The sequence below is a fragment of the Parageobacillus caldoxylosilyticus NBRC 107762 genome (genome assembly GCF_000632715.1).
GTDB classification, from domain to species: domain Bacteria; phylum Bacillota; class Bacilli; order Bacillales; family Anoxybacillaceae; genus Saccharococcus; species Saccharococcus caldoxylosilyticus.
Window position 1 is genome coordinate 1 of the sequence record NZ_BAWO01000072.1, and the last position, 22,236, is coordinate 22,236.

Annotated in this window: 21 protein-coding genes; 13 read left to right on the top strand and 8 right to left on the bottom strand. The window is 42.7% G+C overall.

Features of this window, described 5'->3' with window-relative positions:
• Positions 1-20 precede the first annotated feature (20 nt).
• Genes GCA01S_RS17005 through GCA01S_RS17040 form a run of 8 tightly spaced genes read left to right on the top strand, consistent with a single transcriptional unit; the run spans position 21 to position 5,614 of the window.
• Positions 21-323 (top strand): urease subunit gamma, encoded by a 303-nt coding sequence (locus GCA01S_RS17005; RefSeq protein ID WP_017437337.1) that lies wholly within the window; start codon positions 21-23, stop codon positions 321-323.
• Positions 324-340: 17 nt separating this feature from the next.
• Positions 341-667, top strand: coding sequence for an urease subunit beta (locus GCA01S_RS17010; RefSeq protein ID WP_042411786.1), 327 nt, complete (start codon positions 341-343; stop codon positions 665-667).
• A gap of 4 nt (positions 668-671) precedes the next feature.
• On the top strand, positions 672-2,381 hold the full coding sequence (ureC, locus tag GCA01S_RS17015) for an urease subunit alpha (protein ID WP_042411787.1): 1,710 nt from the start codon (positions 672-674) through the stop codon (positions 2,379-2,381).
• A 12-nt stretch (positions 2,382-2,393) separates the two neighbouring features.
• Positions 2,394-2,843, top strand: a complete 450-nt coding sequence (gene ureE, locus GCA01S_RS17020) for an urease accessory protein UreE (protein ID WP_017437340.1) — start codon at positions 2,394-2,396, stop codon at positions 2,841-2,843.
• Complete coding sequence (locus GCA01S_RS17025) at positions 2,836-3,507, top strand: urease accessory protein UreF (RefSeq protein WP_042411791.1); 672 nt, start codon at positions 2,836-2,838, stop codon at positions 3,505-3,507. Before ureE ends, GCA01S_RS17025 begins: the two co-directional genes overlap by 8 nt.
• A gap of 26 nt (positions 3,508-3,533) precedes the next feature.
• On the top strand, positions 3,534-4,148 hold the full coding sequence (gene ureG / locus GCA01S_RS17030) for an urease accessory protein UreG (RefSeq protein ID WP_042411793.1): 615 nt from the start codon (positions 3,534-3,536) through the stop codon (positions 4,146-4,148).
• A complete protein-coding gene (locus GCA01S_RS17035; protein WP_042411794.1) occupies positions 4,145-4,960 on the top strand; it encodes an urease accessory protein UreD in 816 nt (271 codons plus the stop codon). The genes ureG and GCA01S_RS17035 overlap by 4 nt, the downstream gene beginning before the upstream one ends.
• 21 nt (positions 4,961-4,981) lie before the next feature.
• Complete coding sequence (locus GCA01S_RS17040; RefSeq protein ID WP_042411796.1) at positions 4,982-5,614, top strand: urease accessory protein UreH; 633 nt, start codon at positions 4,982-4,984, stop codon at positions 5,612-5,614.
• 201 nt (positions 5,615-5,815) lie between these two features.
• Here GCA01S_RS17040 and GCA01S_RS17045 read toward each other — a convergent pair whose 3' ends face one another.
• The 7 genes from GCA01S_RS17045 to GCA01S_RS17075 all read right to left on the bottom strand — a co-directional run bounded on the left by GCA01S_RS17045 (position 5,816) and on the right by GCA01S_RS17075 (position 13,670).
• Positions 5,816-6,295 (bottom strand): GNAT family N-acetyltransferase, encoded by a 480-nt coding sequence (locus tag GCA01S_RS17045; RefSeq protein ID WP_042411799.1) that lies wholly within the window; start codon positions 6,293-6,295, stop codon positions 5,816-5,818.
• Positions 6,296-6,733: 438 nt separating this feature from the next.
• Entirely contained in the window at positions 6,734-7,390 is a 657-nt protein-coding gene (locus GCA01S_RS17050; RefSeq protein WP_042411801.1) for a cyclase family protein, read from the bottom strand.
• Between the two features lie 14 nt (positions 7,391-7,404).
• Complete coding sequence (locus GCA01S_RS17055) at positions 7,405-8,205, bottom strand: carbon-nitrogen hydrolase family protein (RefSeq protein WP_042411802.1); 801 nt, start codon at positions 8,203-8,205, stop codon at positions 7,405-7,407.
• 3 nt (positions 8,206-8,208) lie between these two features.
• On the bottom strand, positions 8,209-9,585 hold the full coding sequence (locus GCA01S_RS17060) for a purine-cytosine permease family protein (RefSeq protein WP_042411804.1): 1,377 nt from the start codon (positions 9,583-9,585) through the stop codon (positions 8,209-8,211).
• Positions 9,586-9,671: 86 nt separating this feature from the next.
• On the bottom strand, positions 9,672-11,123 hold the full coding sequence (locus GCA01S_RS17065) for an aldehyde dehydrogenase family protein (protein ID WP_042411806.1): 1,452 nt from the start codon (positions 11,121-11,123) through the stop codon (positions 9,672-9,674).
• A gap of 27 nt (positions 11,124-11,150) precedes the next feature.
• Positions 11,151-12,125 carry an agmatinase gene (gene speB, locus GCA01S_RS17070; RefSeq protein ID WP_042411808.1) on the bottom strand — a complete coding sequence of 325 codons (975 nt, stop codon included), beginning with the start codon at positions 12,123-12,125 and terminating at the stop codon, positions 11,151-11,153.
• Between the two features lie 150 nt (positions 12,126-12,275).
• On the bottom strand, positions 12,276-13,670 hold the full coding sequence (locus tag GCA01S_RS17075; RefSeq protein ID WP_042411810.1) for a sigma-54 interaction domain-containing protein: 1,395 nt from the start codon (positions 13,668-13,670) through the stop codon (positions 12,276-12,278).
• Positions 13,671-13,815: 145 nt separating this feature from the next.
• Here GCA01S_RS17075 and gabT point away from each other — a divergent pair, with 145 nt between their 5' ends.
• The 5 genes from gabT to GCA01S_RS17100 all read left to right on the top strand — a co-directional run bounded on the left by gabT (position 13,816) and on the right by GCA01S_RS17100 (position 20,759).
• Positions 13,816-15,162 carry a 4-aminobutyrate--2-oxoglutarate transaminase gene (gene gabT, locus GCA01S_RS17080; protein WP_042411813.1) on the top strand — a complete coding sequence of 449 codons (1,347 nt, stop codon included), beginning with the start codon at positions 13,816-13,818 and terminating at the stop codon, positions 15,160-15,162.
• 38 nt (positions 15,163-15,200) lie between these two features.
• Complete coding sequence (locus GCA01S_RS17085; protein WP_042411823.1) at positions 15,201-16,640, top strand: aldehyde dehydrogenase family protein; 1,440 nt, start codon at positions 15,201-15,203, stop codon at positions 16,638-16,640.
• A 412-nt stretch (positions 16,641-17,052) separates the two neighbouring features.
• A complete protein-coding gene (locus tag GCA01S_RS17090) occupies positions 17,053-18,399 on the top strand; it encodes an aspartate aminotransferase family protein (RefSeq protein WP_042411815.1) in 1,347 nt (448 codons plus the stop codon).
• 40 nt (positions 18,400-18,439) lie between these two features.
• The gene (locus GCA01S_RS17095; protein WP_042411817.1) at positions 18,440-19,867 is read left to right on the top strand and encodes a sodium:solute symporter family protein; all 1,428 of its coding nucleotides are present in this window, start codon (positions 18,440-18,442) and stop codon (positions 19,865-19,867) included.
• Positions 19,868-19,994: 127 nt separating this feature from the next.
• Positions 19,995-20,759, top strand: coding sequence for an enoyl-CoA hydratase (locus GCA01S_RS17100; protein ID WP_042411819.1), 765 nt, complete (start codon positions 19,995-19,997; stop codon positions 20,757-20,759).
• Between the two features lie 128 nt (positions 20,760-20,887).
• Here the strand turns inward: GCA01S_RS17100 and GCA01S_RS17105 are convergent, their stop codons facing one another.
• Positions 20,888-22,042, bottom strand: coding sequence for an amidohydrolase (locus GCA01S_RS17105; RefSeq protein WP_042411822.1), 1,155 nt, complete (start codon positions 22,040-22,042; stop codon positions 20,888-20,890).
• Between the last annotated feature and the right edge of the window lie 194 nt (positions 22,043-22,236).

A 22,236-nucleotide genomic window follows, 5' to 3' on the forward strand; every position in this document is an offset into this window, starting at 1 on the left:
TATAGAGGGAGGAGAGAACATTGAAACTAACCGCTCGCGAACAAGAGAAGCTGCTTATTGTCGTAGCAGCGGATCTTGCACGCCGCCGCAAAGAGAGGGGGTTAAAGCTAAACTATCCTGAAGCAGTGGCTTTAATTACATATGAAATTTTAGAAGGCGCGCGTGATGGACGTACGGTGGCAGAGTTAATGCAATATGGAACAACGATTTTAACCCGCGATGATGTGATGGAAGGAGTGCCGGAAATGATCGAAGACATACAAGTGGAAGCGACATTTCCTGATGGCACGAAGCTCGTTACGGTTCATCATCCGATTCGTTAAAAGGGGGGAGGGGAATTATGATACCAGGGGAATATTTGTTAAAACAAGAAATAATTGTTTGTAATCAACATAAACCGATTACAAAAATCATTGTGAAAAATCGAGGAGATCGTCCGATTCAAGTCGGATCTCACTTTCACTTTTTTGAAGTCAACTCATTTCTTGAATTTGATCGCCAAGCGGCGTATGGAAAACATTTAAATATTCCTGCAGGGACAGCGGTACGCTTTGAGCCCGGGGATGCAAAGCAAGTGGAACTAGTGCCGTTCGCTGGAGAGCGGCGTGTTTATGGATTGAATAATTTTGTCAACGGTCCACTTGACCAAGACAAGAAAGGGGAGTAATTTGGTGAGTTTTCAAATGTCACGAAAACAATATGCGGATATGTTTGGACCGACAACAGGAGATTGTGTTCGTTTAGCGGATACCGATTTATGGATTGAGATCGAACAGGACTTTACCGTTTATGGCGATGAAGTGAAATTTGGCGGCGGAAAAGTCATTCGTGATGGAATGGGGCAACACCCGCTTGCCAAGCGTGCGGAATCGGTAGATTTAGTGCTGACGAACGCGATTATTGTAGACTATACCGGAATCTATAAAGCCGATATAGGGATTAAAGACGGGAAGATTGCTGCCATCGGGAAAGCGGGCAATCCGTTGTTAATGGATGGAGTCAATATAATCATCGGAGCAGCGACAGAAATTATTGCAGCGGAGGGGAAAATTGTCACCGCAGGAGGAATTGATGCCCATATTCACTTTATTTGTCCGCAACAAATCGAAACGGCCTTGTCATCGGGGATTACAACGATGATCGGAGGAGGAACCGGACCGGCGACAGGAACAAATGCGACGACGTGTACTCCCGGGGAATGGAACATCCATCGTATGTTGGAAGCGGCCGAAGCGTTTCCGATGAATCTGGGGTTTTTAGGGAAAGGAAATGCATCGGCGAAAGAGCCGTTAGCGGAGCAAATTCGCGCAGGTGCCATTGGCTTAAAGCTTCATGAAGATTGGGGAACAACAGCGGCAGCTATTGATGCCAGTTTGCAGGTCGCGGACGAATATGATGTGCAAGTGGCCATTCATACCGATACGCTGAATGAAGGGGGATTTGTGGAAGATACGTTACGGGCGATTAACGGGCGCGTCATTCACACATATCATACGGAAGGAGCGGGCGGGGGACATGCGCCGGATATTATTAAAGTAGCTAGTTTTTCAAATATATTGCCTTCTTCTACAAATCCAACGCGACCTTTTACAAAAAATACGTTAGATGAGCATTTAGATATGCTGATGGTTTGTCATCATTTAGACCCGTCTGTTCCGGAAGATATTGCATTTGCTGACTCGCGCATTCGTAAAGAAACGATTGCGGCGGAAGATATTCTCCATGATTTAGGAGTTTTTAGCATGATCAGCTCCGATTCGCAAGCGATGGGGCGCGTCGGGGAAGTGATTTTGCGAACATGGCAAACAGCGGATAAGATGAAGAAGCAATTTGGAAAATTGCCAGAAGACAGAGGAAGAGGAGATAATTTTCGAGTAAAGCGTTACATTGCCAAATATACGATTAATCCGGCGCTTACCCATGGGATTGCGAAGTACGTCGGATCGGTAGAGGTAGGGAAATTAGCCGATTTAGTCGTTTGGCATCCTGCATTTTTTGGCGTAAAACCGGAACTTGTTTTGAAAGGGGGAATGATTGCCTATAGCGTCATGGGAGATCCAAATGCCAGCATTCCGACTCCGCAGCCGGTCATGTATCGACCGATGTTTGCAAGTTATGGAAAAGCTTTATATAGAACTTCTATTACATTTGTATCAAAAACAGCTTTTGAACTTGGAATCCCGCAGCAACTGAATTTACAAAAAATAATTCAACCGGTAGAGCACATTCGCAGCTTATCGAAAAATGATATGGTGTATAACAATGCGCTGCCAAAGATTGATGTGGATCCGCAAACGTACGAGGTAAGAGTCGATGGAACACTTATTACGTGTGAACCAGCCGAAGTTGTTCCGATGGCGCAACGATATTTTTTATTTTGAGGTGATAAGAAAATGATTGTAAAAAAAATAGTCGGAAATATTAAAAAGTTAGACCAATTACCCCCGCATATAGAGCGAGTATATTTAAGTAGCGATGATTTAGTAAAACGAATTCAGCGCGTTGTCACCGATCACGGAACAGAACTAGGAATTCGTCTAAAAGAAACAAAGGAATTAACCGATGGCGATATCTTATTTATGGATGAGAAAAATATGATTGTTGTGAGCGTGCTGCCTGATGATTTGCTTGTCATTCGGCCCACATCAATGAAACAAATGGGAGAAATTGCGCACCAGCTTGGGAATCGTCATTTGCCTGCTCAATTCGAAGGGGAGGAAATGCTCGTTCAATATGACTACTTAGTAGAAGAGCTGCTAAAACAATTACATATCCCGTATCAGCGGGAAAAACGAAAAGTAAAACAAGCATTTCGTTATATCGGTCATCGCCATGATGGATAAGCTGTTGCCTTTATTGCAACTGTGTGATTCGAACTTTCCTTCCGGAGCATTTTCCCACTCCTTTGGTTTTGAAACGTATATTTCCAATGAAAAAATCAATAACTATGAAACGTTTCGCGATGCGCTCTGTGTTTATATTCAAACGCAACTGACGTATACCGATGGCTTGGCGTGCCGGTTAACGTACGATTTTTTAGAGGAAAAATCGAAAGAGGATGTATGGCGGTTAAATGAAATGTTGGCTGCGCTTTGTCTGGCGAGAGAAACAAGAGAAGGAACGCGGATGATCGGGGAACGAATGTGGAAAATTTGCCGCGAAATCTATCGGTTTGACATATGGAATGATGATAAAAAGAAACGCGGGTATATGCATCCTGCTCTTGTTTTCGCCATATTTTGCTATCACTTGGAAATTCCGAAAGATACGACGGTTTTATCGTATTTATATACTTCTGTCCAAGCTCTTGTTCAAAATGCGGTTCGCGGTATTCCGCTCGGCCAGACCGATGGGCAACGGCTACTCGTTTCCGTACAGCCGCATTTGATAAAAGCGGTACAGAAGATCCATACGTTAACAGAAGAGGAGTTAGGAGCGGTAGCACCGGGATTGGAAATTGCGCAAATGCAGCATGAACAACTTTCTGTTCGTTTATTTATGTCTTAATTTTTTGAAAAGGAGATGAAATGGAGATGGAACCAGTAAGAATAGGAATCGGCGGACCGGTCGGTGCGGGAAAGACGATGCTTGTCGAAAAGCTTACTCGGGCGTTGCATCGTGAATTCAGCCTGGCAGTAGTAACAAATGATATATATACAAAAGAGGATGCGCAGTTTTTAGTGAAACATAGTGTGTTGCCAGAAGATCGGATTATTGGCGTGGAGACCGGAGGATGTCCGCATACAGCCATTCGTGAGGATGCTTCGATGAATTTTGCGGCGATTGATGAGTTAAAAGAACGTCACCCGGATTTAGAAATTATTTTTATCGAAAGCGGGGGCGATAATTTGGCCGCCACATTCAGTCCGGAGCTCGTTGATTTCTCTATTTATGTGATTGATGTAGCGCAAGGGGAAAAAATTCCACGCAAAGGTGGACAAGGAATGATTAAATCCGACTTGTTGGTTATTAATAAAATTGACCTCGCCCCTTATGTAGGGGCAAGTTTAGAAGTGATGGAGCGGGATGCAAAAGCGGCGCGCGGGACAAAACCGGTTATTTTCACCAATTTGAAAGAAGAAATTGGATTAGCGGAAGTAGTGGAGTGGATTAAAAAACAAGTGATGTTGGTAGGGTTAGAAGAATGAGCTGGTCAGGACTGTTACGGTGTACGGCTATGGAGGAAAACGGCCGTACGGTTATTTCGGATTGCTATTATGAGGGAGCGTTGAAGTTGACCCGGCCGATATACCTTCATCCTTCTCAGCCGACGATTTACTTGATTCATGTAGGAGGAGGGTATGTAGACGGAGATCGATATAAGACGGAAATAATGTTGCAAGAAAGAGCACATCTGATTGCCACCACGCAATCGGCAACGAAAATATATAAAATAGTCAAGATGCCAGTACAACAATATACGTCATTTTACCTGGATGATCAAAGTGTGCTCGAATTTTTTCCCGACCCAGTCATTGCTTATGAAAAAGCACAATTTTATCAAGAAACGACCGTTTATATGAAAGAAAGTTCTACGTTCATTTATGGAGATATTATTACACCGGGGTGGTCAGAAAGCGGTGAACTGTTTCGCTACGATTGGATCCGCTCTAAATTAAAGATATATTATGAGGGCAATTTAATGTTATTTGATCATCTCTATTTAGAACCGAGTAAAGGGATTACGGGAATTCTTCAGATGGAAGGATATACTCATTTTGGTTCTCTTTTTGTGATTAGTCCTTTTATTACAAAGCATATTCTTCAAAAATTTGAATGGATGGCAACGCGTTTTCCTGCTTCTGCTCACCTTGGATGGTCTACCCCTATGATGCCGGGATTGATTGTTCGTGTTTTAGCTCACGAAACGCATGTGATTGAAACGATTTTTCAAATGATTCATCAGTTTATTCGCGAAGAATGTTTTCAGGAAGAACCGATTTTTTTAAGAAAGTACTAAAGATAAGGAGATGAAGTGCTGGTGAGTGCCGTATTACCGATTTTGCTTTTTGGATTTGTCTTGGGCATCAAACATGCAACTGAACCGGATCATGTCATTGCTGTATCCACCATTGTCAGCCGAACAAATAAGCTTTCGCTTTCATCGCTTGCAGGGGTCTTTTGGGGGCTAGGCCATACCGTAACACTATCTGTCATTGGAATGATTATGATTGGGATGGAGCAGCAAATACCAGAAAAAACGGCAATGTGGCTGGAATTAATGGTTGGAGTGATGATTGTAGTCTTAGGAATTACAAGTTTTCGCTCGACCTATACAATTCCTGCTAAAAAGGAAGTGAAGATAAACCACCTTCATTTAAAGTCGACATTCATTGGTATTGTTCATGGACTAGCTGGCAGTGCCGGAATGGTGCTTTTAACGTTAACAACCGTTGATAATCGATTGCAGGCGCTGCTATTTATACTCATATTTGGCGTAGGAACGATAGTTGGCATGATGTTATTTACTACTTTTCTAGGGCTGCCGTTTATCTGGATGAAACAGAAGCAAACGATTTATCAATTCATTGTAAAATTAGTTTCGCTAATTAGTATAGTATATGGCTTATACTATATGTATCACATCGGTATAGAAGAAGGACTGTTATTTTAAACATATATACATCCCCGTCTTTCAAAGAGAGAGGGGGATGGTTTTTGTTATCGTGACTAAAACACAAATATAAACGGATATTTTTCGCAAATCGCAATATCATGAAAATATATATTCCATTTCGAAATGGGCTGGATCAATTTTTGTGTAGAAGAAGGATGATGGTAGACATTTAGAAACGCCGCTACTTTCATCCGTTATTTACAGTAGTTGTTTGACAAGCAACAGCTCATCCCGAATCGGAATGCCGTCTGAGCTAACGAGCGGAATGCTCGGTTTCATTTGTCTTGCTTTTTCCACAGCATTTGGGAAGACTCTAACAATCTGGTAACCTCGTTTTTGATAAAAGCGCAAAGCGTGCAAATTATCGTTCGTCGTGATTAAGCGGATTGTGACACATCCATGCTGCGCGGCAAATGCTTCCGCTTGTTGCAAAAGAGCGCTGCCGACTCCTTGGTTTTCGATCATGCTGTCTAGCGAAACAATTTCGCATTCCTCACCACGAATGACAAAGGTGATCAGCCCTGTTATTTCTCCATTGCCTTGGACCACGGCAAACCCGTCCAACTCGCTGTAATCATACACTCCTGTCGAAACGACCATTTGCGGACTTCCCCAATGGGTGATAAAAAATTGCTTTACAGTTGAGCGGTCTAGAAGATGAATAGGGATGATGTTCATGCCTCTGACACTCCTTGTTATGATTTGTATTCATTTTATTATCGTACAGGAAACAATGCCTCTTTGTCTGTTCATGTCTCTGATAGGGGGAGTCTCTTGATACGAATGATTGCAATACTTAAAATCAAGTATTTACAGGACGGCGCTAGTGAAGAAGAACGTGTTTTTTCCATATTCAATATAAGGGCGACGCACCATTTCACGGGAATGTTTGTTCTGTTTGGATAATAGAAACGAAAACATGGTTTAAGACGACATGATTTTAAGGTACGGGCAGGCGGAATGGGTGCAGGATTTGCAAGGAGAAGCGCCGAATAGAGAATCGGCAAGTACCATAAGAGGTTTACGAGAACATCCGCCGGAAGCCCACAGCTTTAGCCGTTGGGTAGTTGACCGACTTCCTTCACCAATGAACAGAACGTTTTTTCCCGAGTTCCGTTAGCATGATTCCAATTCCACTGCCACTGCTCTCACCGGCGAGCCGTCACCTTTCGGCAAATAAAGGGGAAGAGCGATAATATACGGATTGGCAAAGTCAATTTTATCGAAGTTCGTAAAATTTTCCCCGATCACTCCATTTGCAGCGGTAATCGCTTCATGCGCAGGAAATGAGGAACCGTCAGGCGGATCGATGTTTAACGCATCGATGAAAAACGTGCGGATTCCTCGTTCCAACATTGCCTGGATGACGTCGATCGCAATGTACGGGTGGCGAAAATAGCGCTCCGTTCCCGCATATTGGGACCAACCAGTGTGAAATAGGACAATCATTCCCGGTTCGAGCCGCGGCAAATAAGCAGTGACATCGTCTAGTGTAATCGCCTCGCCGTCGTTTTTTCCCGTTACATCGATGACAACCCCTTTGCCGAGAAAACACGTTAAGGGAACCTCATCGATTCGCAATCCATCTTCGCGAAAATGAAAAGGGGCGTCCACATGTGTGCCGCTATGCGAACCGAGAACAAGCCGGCTGACATTATAGCCGTTTTCCGCGAATGTTGCCGCTGGTGTGATATGTGGTTTTGGATCCCCTGGGTAAATTGGGGTTTGTGAAGTGATGGGCATCGATAGATCCACGATTTTTTTGATGTTCATGTCCATTCCACTCCTTAATAAACATCTGTTCGCCGCTCATTCATCATTGTGTAAAAGGTTTGCTTTAATTCCTGCCGCCAGTTCTCATCTATGGTTGCCCGGATGATGGCTTCTTGATCATCCATGTTGGCGACGGCGATTTCGCTTCCATCTGGTCCATAAATAGAGGATAAACCAAAGAAATGGAAAGGGAAAGACCGGCCCACTTGGTTACACGCGGCGACATGGACAGTATTATCGATCGCGCGCGCCATCGCAAATTTTTGAAATGGTTCGTGAAACGGGGATTCCCACGCACATGGAACGAGAAGAAGCTCGGCTCCATGGACCGCTAGATACCTTGCTAGTTCTGGAAAAGCTAAGTCCCAACAAATCATCAAACCGATGCGGCCGAGCTCTGTATCTACTAGTACTGGTTTGGATCCGGGAGTAAACCACGCTTTTTCTAACGGGGTCAAATGGATTTTTCGATAATTCCCTACACATTGTCCGCTTGGATGAATCAGGATGAGAGAGTTATAGAGATTTACTTCGTCATCTTTTTCGACGTATCCATAAGCAATATATAATTGAAGTTTTTGTGCAAGCCTGCTCATTCGCTGAAATATAAAGCCATCCCATGCTTGCGCAACGTCTTTCAGCGTTTCCGACAACACGTAACCAGTGGTACAAAGTTCCGGAAACAGGAGAAGGCGAACATCGGGAAATTTTTGTTTGCATTCGTTTGCGATGGCTTCCATTTTTGCGAGATTGCCAGAAATATCGCTATTTACCGGCGTCATTTGCGCCAATGCTATTTCATATGATGTTTCCATGTATTATCCCTCCATGCTAGTCGGAGCTTGGAGTTCCACGGTATGCGCTCTGCTCGATGTTTGTTTTGTGATTTTCATCAATCCCCAGTAGCCTGCTCCCGATAAGAAAAACGTTAACATGGTCGAGCCGATCGCAAGCGGATGAACATACGTAAAGTAATAGGCGAAAACAGCTCCGATGATATACGCCACATATGCGGCCACATTGACTCCTTTTTGATACCGATACCGTCCTTTTGTATCAAAAAGAATATCTTCCGCATCATATGTTCCTCTTTTGATCAAAAAGTAATCAACAAGCACAATGGCGAATACGGGAATGAATAGTGTCGCAATGAGCATAATAAAATTAAAGAAATGGGACATAAGTGTTTCTTTTAACAAGGCGCCGAGGGTACAAATAATTCCCATGATTAATGTTGGCTTCCAAAATCCTGCGCACGGGAATACGTTCATAAAGGACATCGTCGCACTATATAATGCCATGACATTGGTAGATAGTACAGAAAAGAAGACGACAATGGATGCGATCAATCCAAATCCGTAAGCGGCAAGAAGAATAGTAGGGTCGTATGTTCGTTCCATGTTAGAAGCAATGCTGAATCCGCTTACAACAGCACCAAGCCCCATTGCCACAATCGAAGCGACAAGATAGCCAAAGTAGGTTCCCCAAAATCCGCTTTTTTCCGACTGACAGTTTCGATTAAAATCACAAACGGTCGACATCCACGAAAATGCTGTTGCAACTACGATATCAAAAGCGATGATTGTCGTGACCGATGGATGTTTGCTTAGTTTCATTTCTAATAGTGTTGAGATGTGATACGTTGTAAAAATTTTATAAAAAACGAGAAAGGATAAAAGCAACATGGCGATTGATATATATTTTTCGATTCGTTCTACCCCGCGGTGGCCGAAAATCGTAATAATCACGACAAGTAGTTCGGTTAAAATCACAAATAAATTAATATTGCTGTATCCCGTAGCGTAATGAACCGCATAATTCAGGCTAAGGCCAGCCATATACGCTTGAATCCAGCTCCAGCCAATTAAAATAATTGTATTGACAAGGGCTGGAAGGATCGCTCCTTTTTGTCCGAAGGCGGCTCTGGTGATAACCATGGTGGGGAGTCCGGTCCGAATGCCGATGTTTCCTGTAAGAGCGAGCGGAATGGCGCCGATCGCAGAGCCGACAATAATCGCGAACATCGCACTGGAAAAGGAAATATCGGGAACGAACATCATGCCTGTCATCACGGTAGTAATGACGACGTTAGCAGCAATCCAAAGAGTAAAGGTACTAAAAAAATTCATACTGCGTTTGTTCATCGGTGTTGGCAGAATATCATCATGTCCAAAACGTTCTGTCCATTTCGCCATCAACAATTCCCCCTTCACTTAAAATTTATAATATTCGGAATAATTTTCATATAAATCGATTTCGCCGCAAGGACGAAATCGAAAAGTTATTGATACCACTCGAGAGGTTTTCCATTTTGGCTTATATTCACATGTTTTGTTTCCGTAAAAGCGGCAAATCCTTGTGGGCCAAGCTCCCTGCCGATTCCGCTTTGTTTAAAGCCGCCCCAAGGCGCATCGACATAAGGAGTGTGATAACTGTTAATCCAAATCGTTCCTGCTCTCAGTTTTCTGGCGATTTGTTCTGCCCGTTCGAGATCGCGGCTAAATATGCCGGCTGCCAGCCCATATACGGTATCATTTGCCAATTCGATTGCTTCTTTATCATTTTTGAAGCGTTGTACGGTAATGACAGGACCAAAGATTTCTTCCTGCACGATGCGCATGTCTTGATGGACATTTATGAAAACGGCGGGGGATAAGTAATATCCTTGTTCTTTGATGCGTTCGCCGCCTCGGAGCAGGACAGCTCCTTCTTGCAATCCGAGTTGGATATATGTTTCTACTTTTTCTAAATGAGAGGAGCTTATTAATGGCCCCATCTCCGTTTTTTCGTCTAAAGGATCTCCGATGTGAAGGCAATCTAGTCTTTTTATCAGTTTATCTATAAATGAATCATAAAGACGTTCATGGACAAGAATTCGTGAAGCGGCAACACACACTTCCCCTTGATTGAAAAAAGAAGCAAACATTCCCCACTTTACAGCGTTATCAAGATCAGCATCTTCGCAAACCAAAAGTGGAGATTTTCCGCCGAGTTCCAGGGAAACCCGTTTGAAGCCGCCAGCGCATTGTTCGTAAATCCATCGCCCTGTTTTTGTTCCGCCGGTAAATGATATTTTTTCCACATGAGGATGTGTCACCAATGTTTCCCCAACAGGAGAGCCGCCTCCAGGAACAAGATTAAACACACCTGGCGGCAGACCGACGGAATCGATAAGTTTTGTTAGTTCTATTAGAGATAATGGAGTTAATTCTGAAGGTTTAAAAACGATGGTATTTCCCGCAGCGAGCGCAGGTGCAATTTTCCATATCCCCAATAAAAGCGGGAAATTCCAAGGAACAATGAGTGCACAAACTCCAATAGGTTCTTCGATGATTTTACTTATTGTTCCATCAGCCATTTTCTTTTCTGTAATGGTTCGTTGTTCAAGAAAGTCGGCATAATAACGAAGGCATTGTACAGAATCGCTCACATCGAGACGTGACTCGCGAATTGGCTTTCCCGTATTGATCGTCTCTATATAAGCAAATTTTTCTTTGTTTTTCTCTAGTAGATCTGCTAATTGACGAAGAACGGAAATTCGATAACTTGGATTCGACGGCCAATTTGTGTATTGAAAAGCATGACGGGCGGCTTCGATCGCTTCCAATGTTTGTTGCAAGGACGCTTCATTAATTTCTGTTATCACTTGTTCATTAGAAGGATTGATGATCGTTCTTTTTTCTCCGTTTCCTATATGCCATGCACCGTTTATGTACACATGGTAATTGGACATAAAAACTCTCCTTTTAGTGAGATGCTCTTATTGTGTTGTTGTTGCAGACAAGTTTTTTTGCAGTGATCGTCTTTTCTTTAAAGCAACCAGCGTGATCATTTCATATATAATTGCAGATGCTAACACAGCTGTAATTTCTCCGCTATCATAAGCAGGCAATACTTCCACTAGGTCAAATCCGACAATATTTAGCCCATCGAGTCCTCTTACATATTCTAGTGCTTCATAGCTAGTTGGTCCTCCTACTTCCGGTGTGCCAGTGCCGGGAGCAAATGCAGGATCGACAAAATCGATATCATAGGAAACGAAAACAGGTTTGTCACCGACACGTTTGTGAATGCGTTTCATTACTTCAGAAAATCCAATTTGTCGAACTTCCTTCATGGTAATCACTTCAAAACCAAGCCGTCGTGCATCTTCGATATCATCCGCGCTGTAAAGCGGTCCGCGCATGCCAATTTGGATGGAATGATCAACATCTAGCAATCCTTCCTCGACAGCACGGCGGAATGGCGTACCATGCATATATTTTTCACCATAATAATGATCCCAAGTATCTCCGTGAGAGTCGAAATGAACAAGTGCCACTGGCCCATAGTGCTTATAAAATGCCCGTAAGTTTCCTAATGTAATGGAATGGTCGCCGCCCATAATAATCGGAACGATATTTTTCTCTAAGAGTGGCAGCAACTCTTTTACGATATTATCGTATGTTCGCAGCGCGTTTCCTGGAATGACGTCAATATCTCCATAATCTACTCCGGAACAATATTCAAAGATATTAATATCCATATCTGGATTGTAAGGTCGGAGCAATACGGAAAAATTTCGGATGTGCTGCGGGCCATACCGTTGTCCAGTTCGGTTGGAAGCAGCGGTATCAAACGGCACCCCCAGTACAACAAAATCAACATTGTCTGTTGTTTTGATATTTTCTAAACGCATAAATGTTCGAACTCCACAAAAGCGGGGAGATTGGGATGAATCCTTTGGCTTATACATGCAAAAACCTCCTTTAAAGAAATGAAAATATTCTGCTTTTTATAAGATGCAAAAAGCGTGCCAAAAAAGAATACAGTTTTTTTGCAAAGAAATACGATAAATTGATTCAAAAATGAATTAAAAATAAAAAAATCAATTCAAAAATGGATTTTAATCCATTTTTGAATTGACGCCGTATTTTTTCAGTTTTCTCACCACGGTTGGCTGACTAATTCCAAGATAATCTGCCATTTCATAAGTCGTTTTACATTGTTTTGCTGCGCGCAAGAGCCATTGTCGTTCTACCTGTTCTATTGCTTCTTTTAATGTAGTAGGTTCTTTCTCTTTTTCTAACCATTGATTAGATTGTGTAGATTCGGGATATTTTTGGATAGAAAAGGGGAGATATTCAGGATAAATCGCTTTTGTTTCGGAGGTAATGACTAATCTTTCGATCATATTTTCTAATTCTCGTACATTGCCTGGCCAATCGTAATGAATGAGATGGTCAACAATGGACGGGTGAAAATATTTATCTGTTTGATATTTCTTGTTGAATTTTTCTAAAAAGTATTGTGCTAACATGAAAATGTCTTCTTTTCTCTCCCGTAAAGCAGGTACGTAAATAGGAATAACATGCAAACGATAAAATAAATCTTGGCGAAATTTCCCCTGCTTCACCATTTCCTCTAAGTTTTGATTTGTCGAGGCAATCAGGCGAAAGTCAATCGTTCTTTCTTTAATTCCCCCAACGCGCGTTACTTTTTTCTCTTGTAAAACTTTTAGCAGCTTCGCTTGCATGGAAAGCGGAAGTTCGCCAATTTCATCAAGAAAAAGAGTCCCCTTATCCGCTAATTCGATCAGGCCAGGCTTTCCAGTTTTTTGTGCGCCGGTAAACGACCCTTTTTCATATCCAAACATTTCTGATTCAAATAGCGATTCAGGAATAGCGCTGCAGTTCACTTCGATAAATGGTTGGTTTCGTCTCGGACTATTTTGATGGAGGGCGCGAGCAAATACATTTTTCCCCACTCCGGACTCGCCCAGAAAAAGAACCGTTGCATCTGATTTGGCAACACGATGCACTAGCTTCCAAATACGCTGCATGACTTTGCTTTGAATGACGATATTTTCCTGTTTTAATTCTTCCATTTCGATTTGATAATGCTCCATCTGTCTTCTTAGCTTTTCATAGTCTTCTTTTAAACGTTCTAACTCTGTTAAATCATGCGAAAAACTAATCACGCGAATAATGTTGTTTTGTTTGTCAAATACAGGTACGCCTGTTGCCATTACGACACGCCCAGTTGGTGTTCGTTGCATGACTTGAATTTCTTTTCTCTCCTTTAACACTTTGGCCGTAACAGAAGGGGAAAATATATTTTCTTTTTCTAATTGATATACTGATTTTCCAATAAGATAGGAAACTTCTTTTCCGTAAATGGAAAGGCAGTTTGGGCTGGCACGGAGAACAATGCCGTTTCCGTCTGTGATGACTATATTATCGTTAGATGATTTTAATATGGCACATAACTCTAATTCCAAAACATCCGTTAAATTTTGCATGATTTCCCCTCCTAGCTGTCTATCAGAACTTACATTACTAATTATTCAAAGAAGCGGAAAATTCCTTTTTATTTCTCATAAAGTTTTTGGCATGTTTTTTGCATCTAATAAGAAAGTGAATACAAAGCAATGGAGGGAGAAGCAGATGAAGACGGAAGTAAAAAAATTTATACAGTTAAAAACAAAGATACCAGGACCAAAAGCAGCAGAATTACTAAGAAAAAAAGAACAGAACGTTCCTCGTGGACCGTTTAATACATTATCTACGTTTGCAGTCAAAGGGGAAGGAGCGCTCTTAACGGATGTGGACGGAAACACGTTTATAGATCTTGCCGGTGCGATTGGAAGCCTCAATGTCGGTCATTGCCCGCCAAAAGTGGTGGAAGCGATCAAAAAACAAGTTGATCAGTATATTCATCCTTGCTTTCATGTGATGATGTATGAACCATATATTCAATTAGCGGAAAAACTAAATGAAATTGCCCCAGGCACTCATCATAAGAAAACATTTTTCTTAAATAGCGGGGCGGAAGCAGTCGAAAACGCCGTGAAAATTGCACGGAAATATACAGGAAGAAAAGCGATTATCTCTTTTGAAAGAGGGTTCCACGGCCGGACACTTCTTGCGATGTCGCTAACAAGTAAAGTAAAGCCATATAAATTTGGATTCGGCCCGTTTGCGCCAGATACGTACAAAATGCCGTATCCATATTATTACCGCAAGCCATCCGGCATGACAAACGAGGAATTGGATGCAGAGATTTTAAGACGCTTGGAGGACTTTTTTGTATCTGAAGTTCCAGCAGAAGAAGTGGCAGCGATTATTATGGAGCCAGTGCAAGGGGAAGGCGGCTTTATTGTTCCGTCGAAAACATTTGTGCAAGGAGTAAAACAAATTTGTGAAAAATATGGTATCCTATTTATAGCAGACGAAATTCAAACAGGATTTGGACGGACTGGAAAAATGTTCGCCATTGAACATTTTGATGTTGTACCAGATTTAATAACCATGTCGAAATCGATTGGAGCAGGTGTACCAATAAGTGCAGTTACTGGAAGAGCAGAAGTAATGGATGCGCCAAACCCAGGGGAAATCGGGGGAACGTATGGAGGAAGTCCGCTTGGTTGTGTCGCAGCGCTGCAAGTCATTGATATGCTGCAGCAAGAACGATTAATCGAGCGCGCCAATGTCATCGGGCAAACCGTAATAAATCGCTTCAGACAGCTTCAAGAGAAATACGAAACAGTTGGTGATGTGCGTGGACTTGGAGCAATGGTGGCAATTGAATTTGTGAAGGATTCTGAGACAAAAGAGCCGAATAAAGAATTAACAGCGGCAATTTTGCAAGAATGCCATCAACGCGGTGTCATTGTCATGAGCGCTGGCATTTACAGCAATGTCATTCGCCTATTAACACCACTAGTTATTACTGATGAACAGTTAGCGGAAGCATTAGATGTGATGGAGGAAGTTATTAGTGAATTGGCATGATGAAGCAATATAAAAAAATAAAGGAAGAGGGGAACACGATGAAAACAACGATTGAAAAAAAGAAGCTTTATATTAATGGCGAGTGGGTCGAAGCGAAGTCATATGCCACATTAACATCCCCTTATTCGGGTGAAGTGTTGGCGGAAATTCCTGTGGCGGCGGAAGAGGAAGTCGAACGGGCGATTGCCGCAGCGTATGAAGCGAGAAAAGAAATGGCCAGCATGCCGGCATACAAGCGGGCGGAGATTTTGGAAAAAGTGGTCGCAGCGCTGCAAGAGCGAGCGGAAGAAGCGGCGCGGATCATTGCGCTCGAAGCGGCAAAACCGATTACGACGGCGAAAGGAGAAATAGCGCGTACGATTCAAACGTATAAATTTGCCGCGGAAGAAGCAAAACGAATTCACGGGGAAACGATTCCGCTTGATGCGGCGCCGGGCGGGGAAAATCGCGTTGCGTTCACTGTCAGAGAACCGATTGGGGTCATCGGTGCGATTACGCCGTTTAACTTTCCGATGAACCTTGTTGCGCATAAACTTGGGCCAGCGTTTGCTTCCGGCAATACGGTCGTGTTAAAACCGGCAAGCCAAACGCCGCTTTCTGCCTACTTTATCGCGGAGCTATTTGAAAACGCAGGACTTCCAAAAGGTGCATTAAACGTCGTAACGGGAAGCGGCAGAACGGTCGGCGATAAAATCGTGACAGACCCGCGCATCAGCATGGTGACGTTTACAGGCAGCCCGGAAGTGGGAATCGGCATTCGCAATAAAGCGGGGTTAAAGCGGGTAACACTCGAACTTGGCTCCAATTCCGCGGTCATTGTCGATGAACAAGTGGACATCGATCGAATAATTCCACGTTGCGTCTTTGGTGCATTTTCGTTCCAAGGGCAAGTATGTATTTCGCTTCAGCGCATTTACGTGCATGAAAAGCGGTATGAGGAGTTTGTCGAAAAATTTATCGCTGCGGCGAAACAATTGAAAGTGGGCGACCCATTGGATCCAAACACCGATGTTTCGGCATTAATTACGCCAAAAGACGTCGAGAGGGCATTAGAATGGATCGAGGAGGCTAAACAAGGCGGAGCGACCGTTGCGCTTGGTGGCGAACGGGATGGAAACATCTTGCTTCCAACGGTGATTTTAGACGCAAAACCAACGATGAAAGTATCGTGCCAGGAAGTGTTTGCGCCAATCGTTCTCATTAACCGCGTCCGCTCAATCGAAGAGGCGATTGAGCTCGTCAACGACTCACGCTACGGATTGCAAGCAGGCGTCTATACGGATAACGTCCATGTCGCATGGGAAGCGGCAGAAAAATTACATGTCGGCGGTGTGCTCATCAACGACATCCCGACATTCCGTGTCGATCATATGCCATATGGCGGCGTAAAAGAAAGCGGAGTCGGCCGCGAAGGCCTTCGTTATGCGATTGAAGAGATGACGGAGTTGAAGCTTGTGATTTTCAATCGCAATCGGTAATCATGAACCGTATCACCTTTATGGTGGTACGGTTTTTCTTTTTTGCTTGCATGAGAAACATCAAAATAGCTTTATATTTTGCATGAAGCAGAAAAAGGAATAGAAATCGCTGATTGATTTAGAAATGAATTTTTTTGATTCAAAAATGAATTAAAAAGCTGGTTGCTTCAGTAATGGAGAATAAAACGGAGGAGTATGGAACGTTCTTTCCAAGATGCTTTCCGAAATTTTAGAGAATGTAGAGAAACAAGTTCTTATGAAAGCAAAACAAAGATAAAATGGCAAAATCCATTGATATGAGGCAGATATTTGTTATCATTAAATTAAAAAAATATTGAATTATATAAATGTTGGCACGGTATTTGCGTGTTATTTTTGTGAACAAACTGATTGGCTAAAGGGGAGAATGTACATGACTGAAAACAACTGGATGCAACTCTATCACAAAATGTCTGACTTGCTTGCGCCAACGATGGCAAAAGACCATCCTAACTTGCCGGTTGTCAAGGAAGAAGGATGCTATTACTACGGACTGGATGGAAAAAAATATCTTGATTTTACTTCCGGCATTGCCGTTGCTAACACCGGGCATCGCCATCCGAAAGTAGTACAAGCAATCAAAGATGCAGCAGACCGCCTTATGCACGGGCCGAGCGGAGTAATCATGTATGAATCGATCCTTCGTTTAGCGGAAGAATTAACACATATTATGCCTAAAGGTTTGAACTGTTTCTTTTTTGCAAACAGCGGAACGGAAGCGATCGAAGGAGCTATTAAATTGGCAAAACATGTGACGAGAAGGCCATATGTCATTTCGTTTACGGGATGTTTTCATGGCCGTTCTTTAGGAGCGCTTAGTGTAACTACATCCAAAAGCAAATACCGAAAATATTTACAGCCAAACGGATTGACGTATCAACTGCCATATGCCGATCCAAAAGAATGTCCGGATGGGGAAGATCCGGATGTGTATTTTGCGAATAAGCTTGAAAAAGATGCGGCTTCTTTGTTTGCTCACCAAGTCACTCCGGAAGAAGTGGCATGTATGATTTTGGAACCGGTGCTTGGAGAAGGCGGGTATATTGTGCCGCCAAAAGGATGGCTACGCAAAATAAGAGAAATTTGTGACCGCCATGGGATTTTGCTCATTTTCGATGAGGTGCAGACTGGGTTTGGCCGCACTGGTGAATGGTTTGCGGCACAAACATTCGGCGTCACACCGGACATTATGGCGATCGCCAAAGGAATTGCTTCTGGGCTTCCGTTAAGTGCGACGGTTGCCTCGAAGGAGTTGATGCAGCAATGGCCGCTAGGGAGTCATGGCACGACATTTGGCGGCAATCCAATCGCATGCGCAGCAGCGCTTGCTACATTAGAAGTATTTAGAGAAGAGAATTTGCTGGAAAATTGCCGGAAAGTTGGGGAATACGCACGTGAAAAGCTAGAAGTGTTAAAAGCAAAGCATCCAGTGATTGGGGATGTGCGTTCGATTGGGCTCATGATCGGCATTGAGATTGTTCATCCACATACTGGCGAACCGAATGGAGAGGGAGTAATGAATATTTTGAATCGTTGCCTGCAAAAAGGAGTTCTCTTCTATCTATGCGGCAATAAAGGAGAGGTCATTCGCATGATTCCGCCGCTGACCGTGACGAAAGAGCAGATTGACGAGGGATTAAACATGCTAGATGAAGCACTTACAGAATATGAAACAGAAATTGGGGCGCATCCACTGATGACGAAAATGGCTGGAAAATAATGGCAGTTCATTAGAAAAATAGAGGATGGGGGAATTTTTCATGAGCATACTTGATACAGGAGTTATTCTCTTTTACTTTCTTCTTTTAATTATCGTGGGGATTTTTGGAGCGAAAAAAGCGAAAACAGTAGAAGACTACGCGCTTGCGGGCAGAAATCTCGGATTGTTTGTCTATCTTGGCTGTCTATCTGCGGTCATTCTTGGCGGCGCCTCGACGATTGGAACAGCTAAATTGGGCTATCAATTCGGGCTTTCAGGCGTATGGTTTGTATTTATGATCGGTCTTGGAATTACTGTACTCGGTTTGTTTTTCATTCATCAAATTTATGGTGCGAATGTCACTACGATTAGTGAATTGCTTGGACGTCGATATAATAAAGAAACACGTCTGATTAGCGCGCTTGTTGCAGCTATTTATACGATGATGGTCTCTGTTACGCAAGTAATAGGGATGGGCACTATTATTCATGCCGTGCTAGGTTGGAATATGGCGGTTTCGATGTTAGTCGGCGGGGGAATCGTGCTGTTTTATACGATTCTCGGGGGAATGTGGAGCGTTACCATGACAGACATTATTCAGTTTATTGTAATGACAGTCGGCATTTTTTTCATTATGCTGCCGATGAGTTTATCCCATGTCGGCGGATGGAAATCGCTCGTTGCACAATTGCCTGCCACGCATTTTGATTTTACGTCAATGGGATGGGCTAGCATTTTTCAATACTTTTTGCTATATACTTTAGGAATGATTGTATCACAGGATATTTGGCAACGGGTATTTACGGCCCGTACAACAAAAATTGCCCAGAGCGGTGCAGTATACGCTGGTCTATACAGCTTTGCCTATGCATTAGCATTAAGTATTATTGGTATGTGTGCAGTAATCGTTTTTCCAACTATTGACGACCCGCAAAATGTATTTGCAAAAATGTCGCTGACGATCTTGCCGCACGGTTTGTTAGGACTGATTCTGGCAAGTGTATGTTCTGCGCTCATGTCCACTGCTTCTGGAACATTGCTTGCTTCTTCTACTCTTGTATCACACGATATTTTGAAGCAGTATTGGCTAAAAGACATTAGCGATCAAAAATTTGTTTTTCTGTCAAGAATGATCACTTTAGCCATTGGAGTTATCGCAATTACGTTCGCGATTTGGATTCAAGATGTGCTTGTTGCGCTAGATGTGGCTTATGCGATTTTATCGGGTGCTATTTTTGTTCCAGTAGTGTTCGGATTCTTTTGGAAAAAGGCGACCGCAAAAGCTGGTTTCTATTCGATTATTATTAGTTCGCTGGTCGTGTTTGCCGGTTTGGCTGTGGAAGGATTAAGTTCTACCAATCCAATTATGTATGGGATTGCAGCCAGCATTATTTCTATGATTATCTTTTCTTATCTGCAACCATCTTCCAACATGCAAAAAGACAATATCATAGTGGAAGGAAGTGAAGATGAACAAAGCGTGTTTTAATGTATTTTATGTGAGAACCGTATCTCCTTTTTGGTGATACGGTTTTTTCTTAAAAAATAAAGGAGTTTGGCCATCAATGGGGAATTTAATGAAATGGAGAAAATTTGGTCAAACAAGGGGGATGAACATGGAAACCGTAGTACTTTCATTTTCAGGAAATGCAGCTGTATTGGAGCTCAATCGTCCAGATTCGTTAAATGCGATGAATGAGCAAATGTTAAATGAGCTGCTACAAGCATTGCGCCAAATCGAACAAAGCGATGCGTCGATCGTTCTCATTCGCGGAAAAGGGAGAGGCTTTTCTGCCGGCGGCGATATTAAAACGATGCTAAGTGTAGATGATCCAGAAAAATTTCCTGAAATCATGAACAACATTCAAGAAGTCATTATGACATTATACAGCATGCCGAAAATCGTCGTTTCTGTCGTCCATGGACCAGCAGCGGGGTTGGGATTAAGCTTTGCGCTAGCTAGCGATTACGTCATTGCGACAAAAGAGGCGCGACTGGCGATGAATTTTATCGGCATCGGCCTGATTCCAGACGGCGGCGGCCACTTCCTGTTAGCAAAACGAGTCGGCGAAGTGAAAGCGAAGCATATCATTTGGGAAGGAAAACCGATGAACGCTGACGAAGCGTATGAACTTGGCATTGTTGATTTCATCGTTGAAGACGAACAGCAAATCGAACAAAAAATCGCCGAATGGCAAGCAAAACCGCTGCAGGCGATGATCGCGACGAAGAAGTTGTACGTCAATTTGACAAAAGATGAATTGTTAAAGGTGCTTCAGCTCGAAACAGAAGCGCAGCAAAAAATGCGGCAAACGGAAGACCATCGCGAAGGCGTGCGCGCGTTTTTAGAAAAACGGGAGCCGAAGTTTCAGGGGAGATAATCAAGAAGCCCTTGTCTAAAATCTTTATAAAGATTCTTAGACAAGGGCTGTTTTCATGAAACGCAGGCTATCTCTTTTGTGAGATGCTAATGATGCAGAGGCTCAATATTACTTTTACATTCGTATGATTAGTCTTTTTGAAATACGACGTGACCATTAATCATGGTCATTTCTACGTTTTGCCGCAAATCGAATGGATCGCCGCTCCAAATGACAATGTCCGCATCTTTCCCGACTTCCACCGAGCCGACACGATCTTCTATACCTAGATGCTTTGCGGCATTTAATGTAATCGCCTGAAGGGCAAGAGACTCTTCTAATCCATGTTTGACCGCGAGAATCGCGCTCGTCATTAAATGTTCAATCCCGACAACAGGGTGATCAGTGGTAATCGAAAAAGACACTCCGGCGTCACGTAAAGCAAGCAGTGTATGCCAACCTTTATCGGCAAGCTCGACTTTTGAACGGGTAGACATGGTTGGACCGACAGATACCCGTATTTTGCTTTCGGCAATATACTTGGCAATATGATGTCCTTCTGTGCAATGCTCAATCGTATAATCAAATCCAAATTCCTTCGCCAGACGAATCACGGTCATAATGTCATCCGCACGGTGTGCATGAACGCGCAGCGGTATTTCCTTTTTTAATACTTTTGCTAGATTTTCCATTTTTAGGTCACGATCGACTTCTTTTCCACTCTCTATTTTTTGCAGATACGTTTGTGCTTGAATAAACTGCTCGCGAAACAGCGCGGCAATTCCCATTCTTGTTGTTGGGAGTTTTCCTTTGTCTCCATAGACTCGTTTTGGATTTTCTCCAAAAGCGGCTTTCATTCCTGATGGATTTCTCACAACCATTTCATCCACGGTTTGCCCTGCCGTTTTGATCACCACCATTTCTCCGCCAATGACGTTAGCGCTTCCCGGCATCACTTGCACAGTGGTTACTCCTGCTCTTCTTGCATCATCAAATCCTTTATCTCTTGGATTAATTCCATCAATCGCTCTAACGTGGGGAGTAGCTGGAGAGCTGATTTCATTAAAGTCATGTCCTTCTTTTCCAATGCCTTCTTCATGGATGCCAAGATGGGTATGAACGTCAATCAATCCAGGTGTAATAAATTTTCCAGATGCATCAATAGTCTCAGCATGATCAAACAGAGACGGGTCTTGTAGTTTTGTTGTGACTCCCTTAATTTTCCCATCTTCTATTACAATGCAAGCATTTTCGATTTTTTGCCCGTTCCCTACTAACAGGGTTCCGCCATGAATGACAATCATCGTCAATAATCTCTCCTTTTATAAAAAATTTTTTTAATAAGTATAAAAAATATTGTTGAATTTTTAAATAATTGTAATTATAATAAAAAACCAAATAGTCCTAATTAAGATAATAAATTATATTTTTTGTATTGTAAATCGGTAGTTAAATTCAATTTTAATAACTTTTTAAAACACAAAAACAAAAAAGATGA

Excerpts from the sequence above, each read along its gene's own strand:
- ureE (WP_017437340.1), top strand. The coding sequence starts at position 2,394 with ATGATTGTAAAAAAAATAGTCGGAAATATTAAAAAGTTAGACCAATTA.
- ureG (WP_042411793.1), top strand. The coding sequence starts at position 3,534 with ATGGAACCAGTAAGAATAGGAATCGGCGGACCGGTCGGTGCGGGAAAG.
- GCA01S_RS17050 (WP_042411801.1), bottom strand. The coding sequence starts at position 7,390 with ATGAACATCAAAAAAATCGTGGATCTATCGATGCCCATCACTTCACAA.
- GCA01S_RS17010 (WP_042411786.1), top strand. The coding sequence starts at position 341 with ATGATACCAGGGGAATATTTGTTAAAACAAGAAATAATTGTTTGTAAT.
- GCA01S_RS17100 (WP_042411819.1), top strand. The coding sequence starts at position 19,995 with ATGGAAACCGTAGTACTTTCATTTTCAGGAAATGCAGCTGTATTGGAG.
- GCA01S_RS17045 (WP_042411799.1), bottom strand. The coding sequence starts at position 6,295 with ATGAACATCATCCCTATTCATCTTCTAGACCGCTCAACTGTAAAGCAA.
- gabT (WP_042411813.1), top strand. The coding sequence starts at position 13,816 with ATGAAGACGGAAGTAAAAAAATTTATACAGTTAAAAACAAAGATACCA.
- GCA01S_RS17025 (WP_042411791.1), top strand. The coding sequence starts at position 2,836 with ATGGATAAGCTGTTGCCTTTATTGCAACTGTGTGATTCGAACTTTCCT.
- GCA01S_RS17065 (WP_042411806.1), bottom strand. The coding sequence starts at position 11,123 with ATGTCCAATTACCATGTGTACATAAACGGTGCATGGCATATAGGAAAC.
- GCA01S_RS17095 (WP_042411817.1), top strand. The coding sequence starts at position 18,440 with ATGAGCATACTTGATACAGGAGTTATTCTCTTTTACTTTCTTCTTTTA.
- GCA01S_RS17090 (WP_042411815.1), top strand. The coding sequence starts at position 17,053 with ATGACTGAAAACAACTGGATGCAACTCTATCACAAAATGTCTGACTTG.
- GCA01S_RS17055 (WP_042411802.1), bottom strand. The coding sequence starts at position 8,205 with ATGGAAACATCATATGAAATAGCATTGGCGCAAATGACGCCGGTAAAT.
- GCA01S_RS17060 (WP_042411804.1), bottom strand. The coding sequence starts at position 9,585 with ATGGCGAAATGGACAGAACGTTTTGGACATGATGATATTCTGCCAACA.
- GCA01S_RS17085 (WP_042411823.1), top strand. The coding sequence starts at position 15,201 with ATGAAAACAACGATTGAAAAAAAGAAGCTTTATATTAATGGCGAGTGG.
- GCA01S_RS17075 (WP_042411810.1), bottom strand. The coding sequence starts at position 13,670 with ATGCAAAATTTAACGGATGTTTTGGAATTAGAGTTATGTGCCATATTA.
- GCA01S_RS17105 (WP_042411822.1), bottom strand. The coding sequence starts at position 22,042 with ATGATTGTCATTCATGGCGGAACCCTGTTAGTAGGGAACGGGCAAAAA.
- GCA01S_RS17035 (WP_042411794.1), top strand. The coding sequence starts at position 4,145 with ATGAGCTGGTCAGGACTGTTACGGTGTACGGCTATGGAGGAAAACGGC.
- speB (WP_042411808.1), bottom strand. The coding sequence starts at position 12,125 with ATGTATAAGCCAAAGGATTCATCCCAATCTCCCCGCTTTTGTGGAGTT.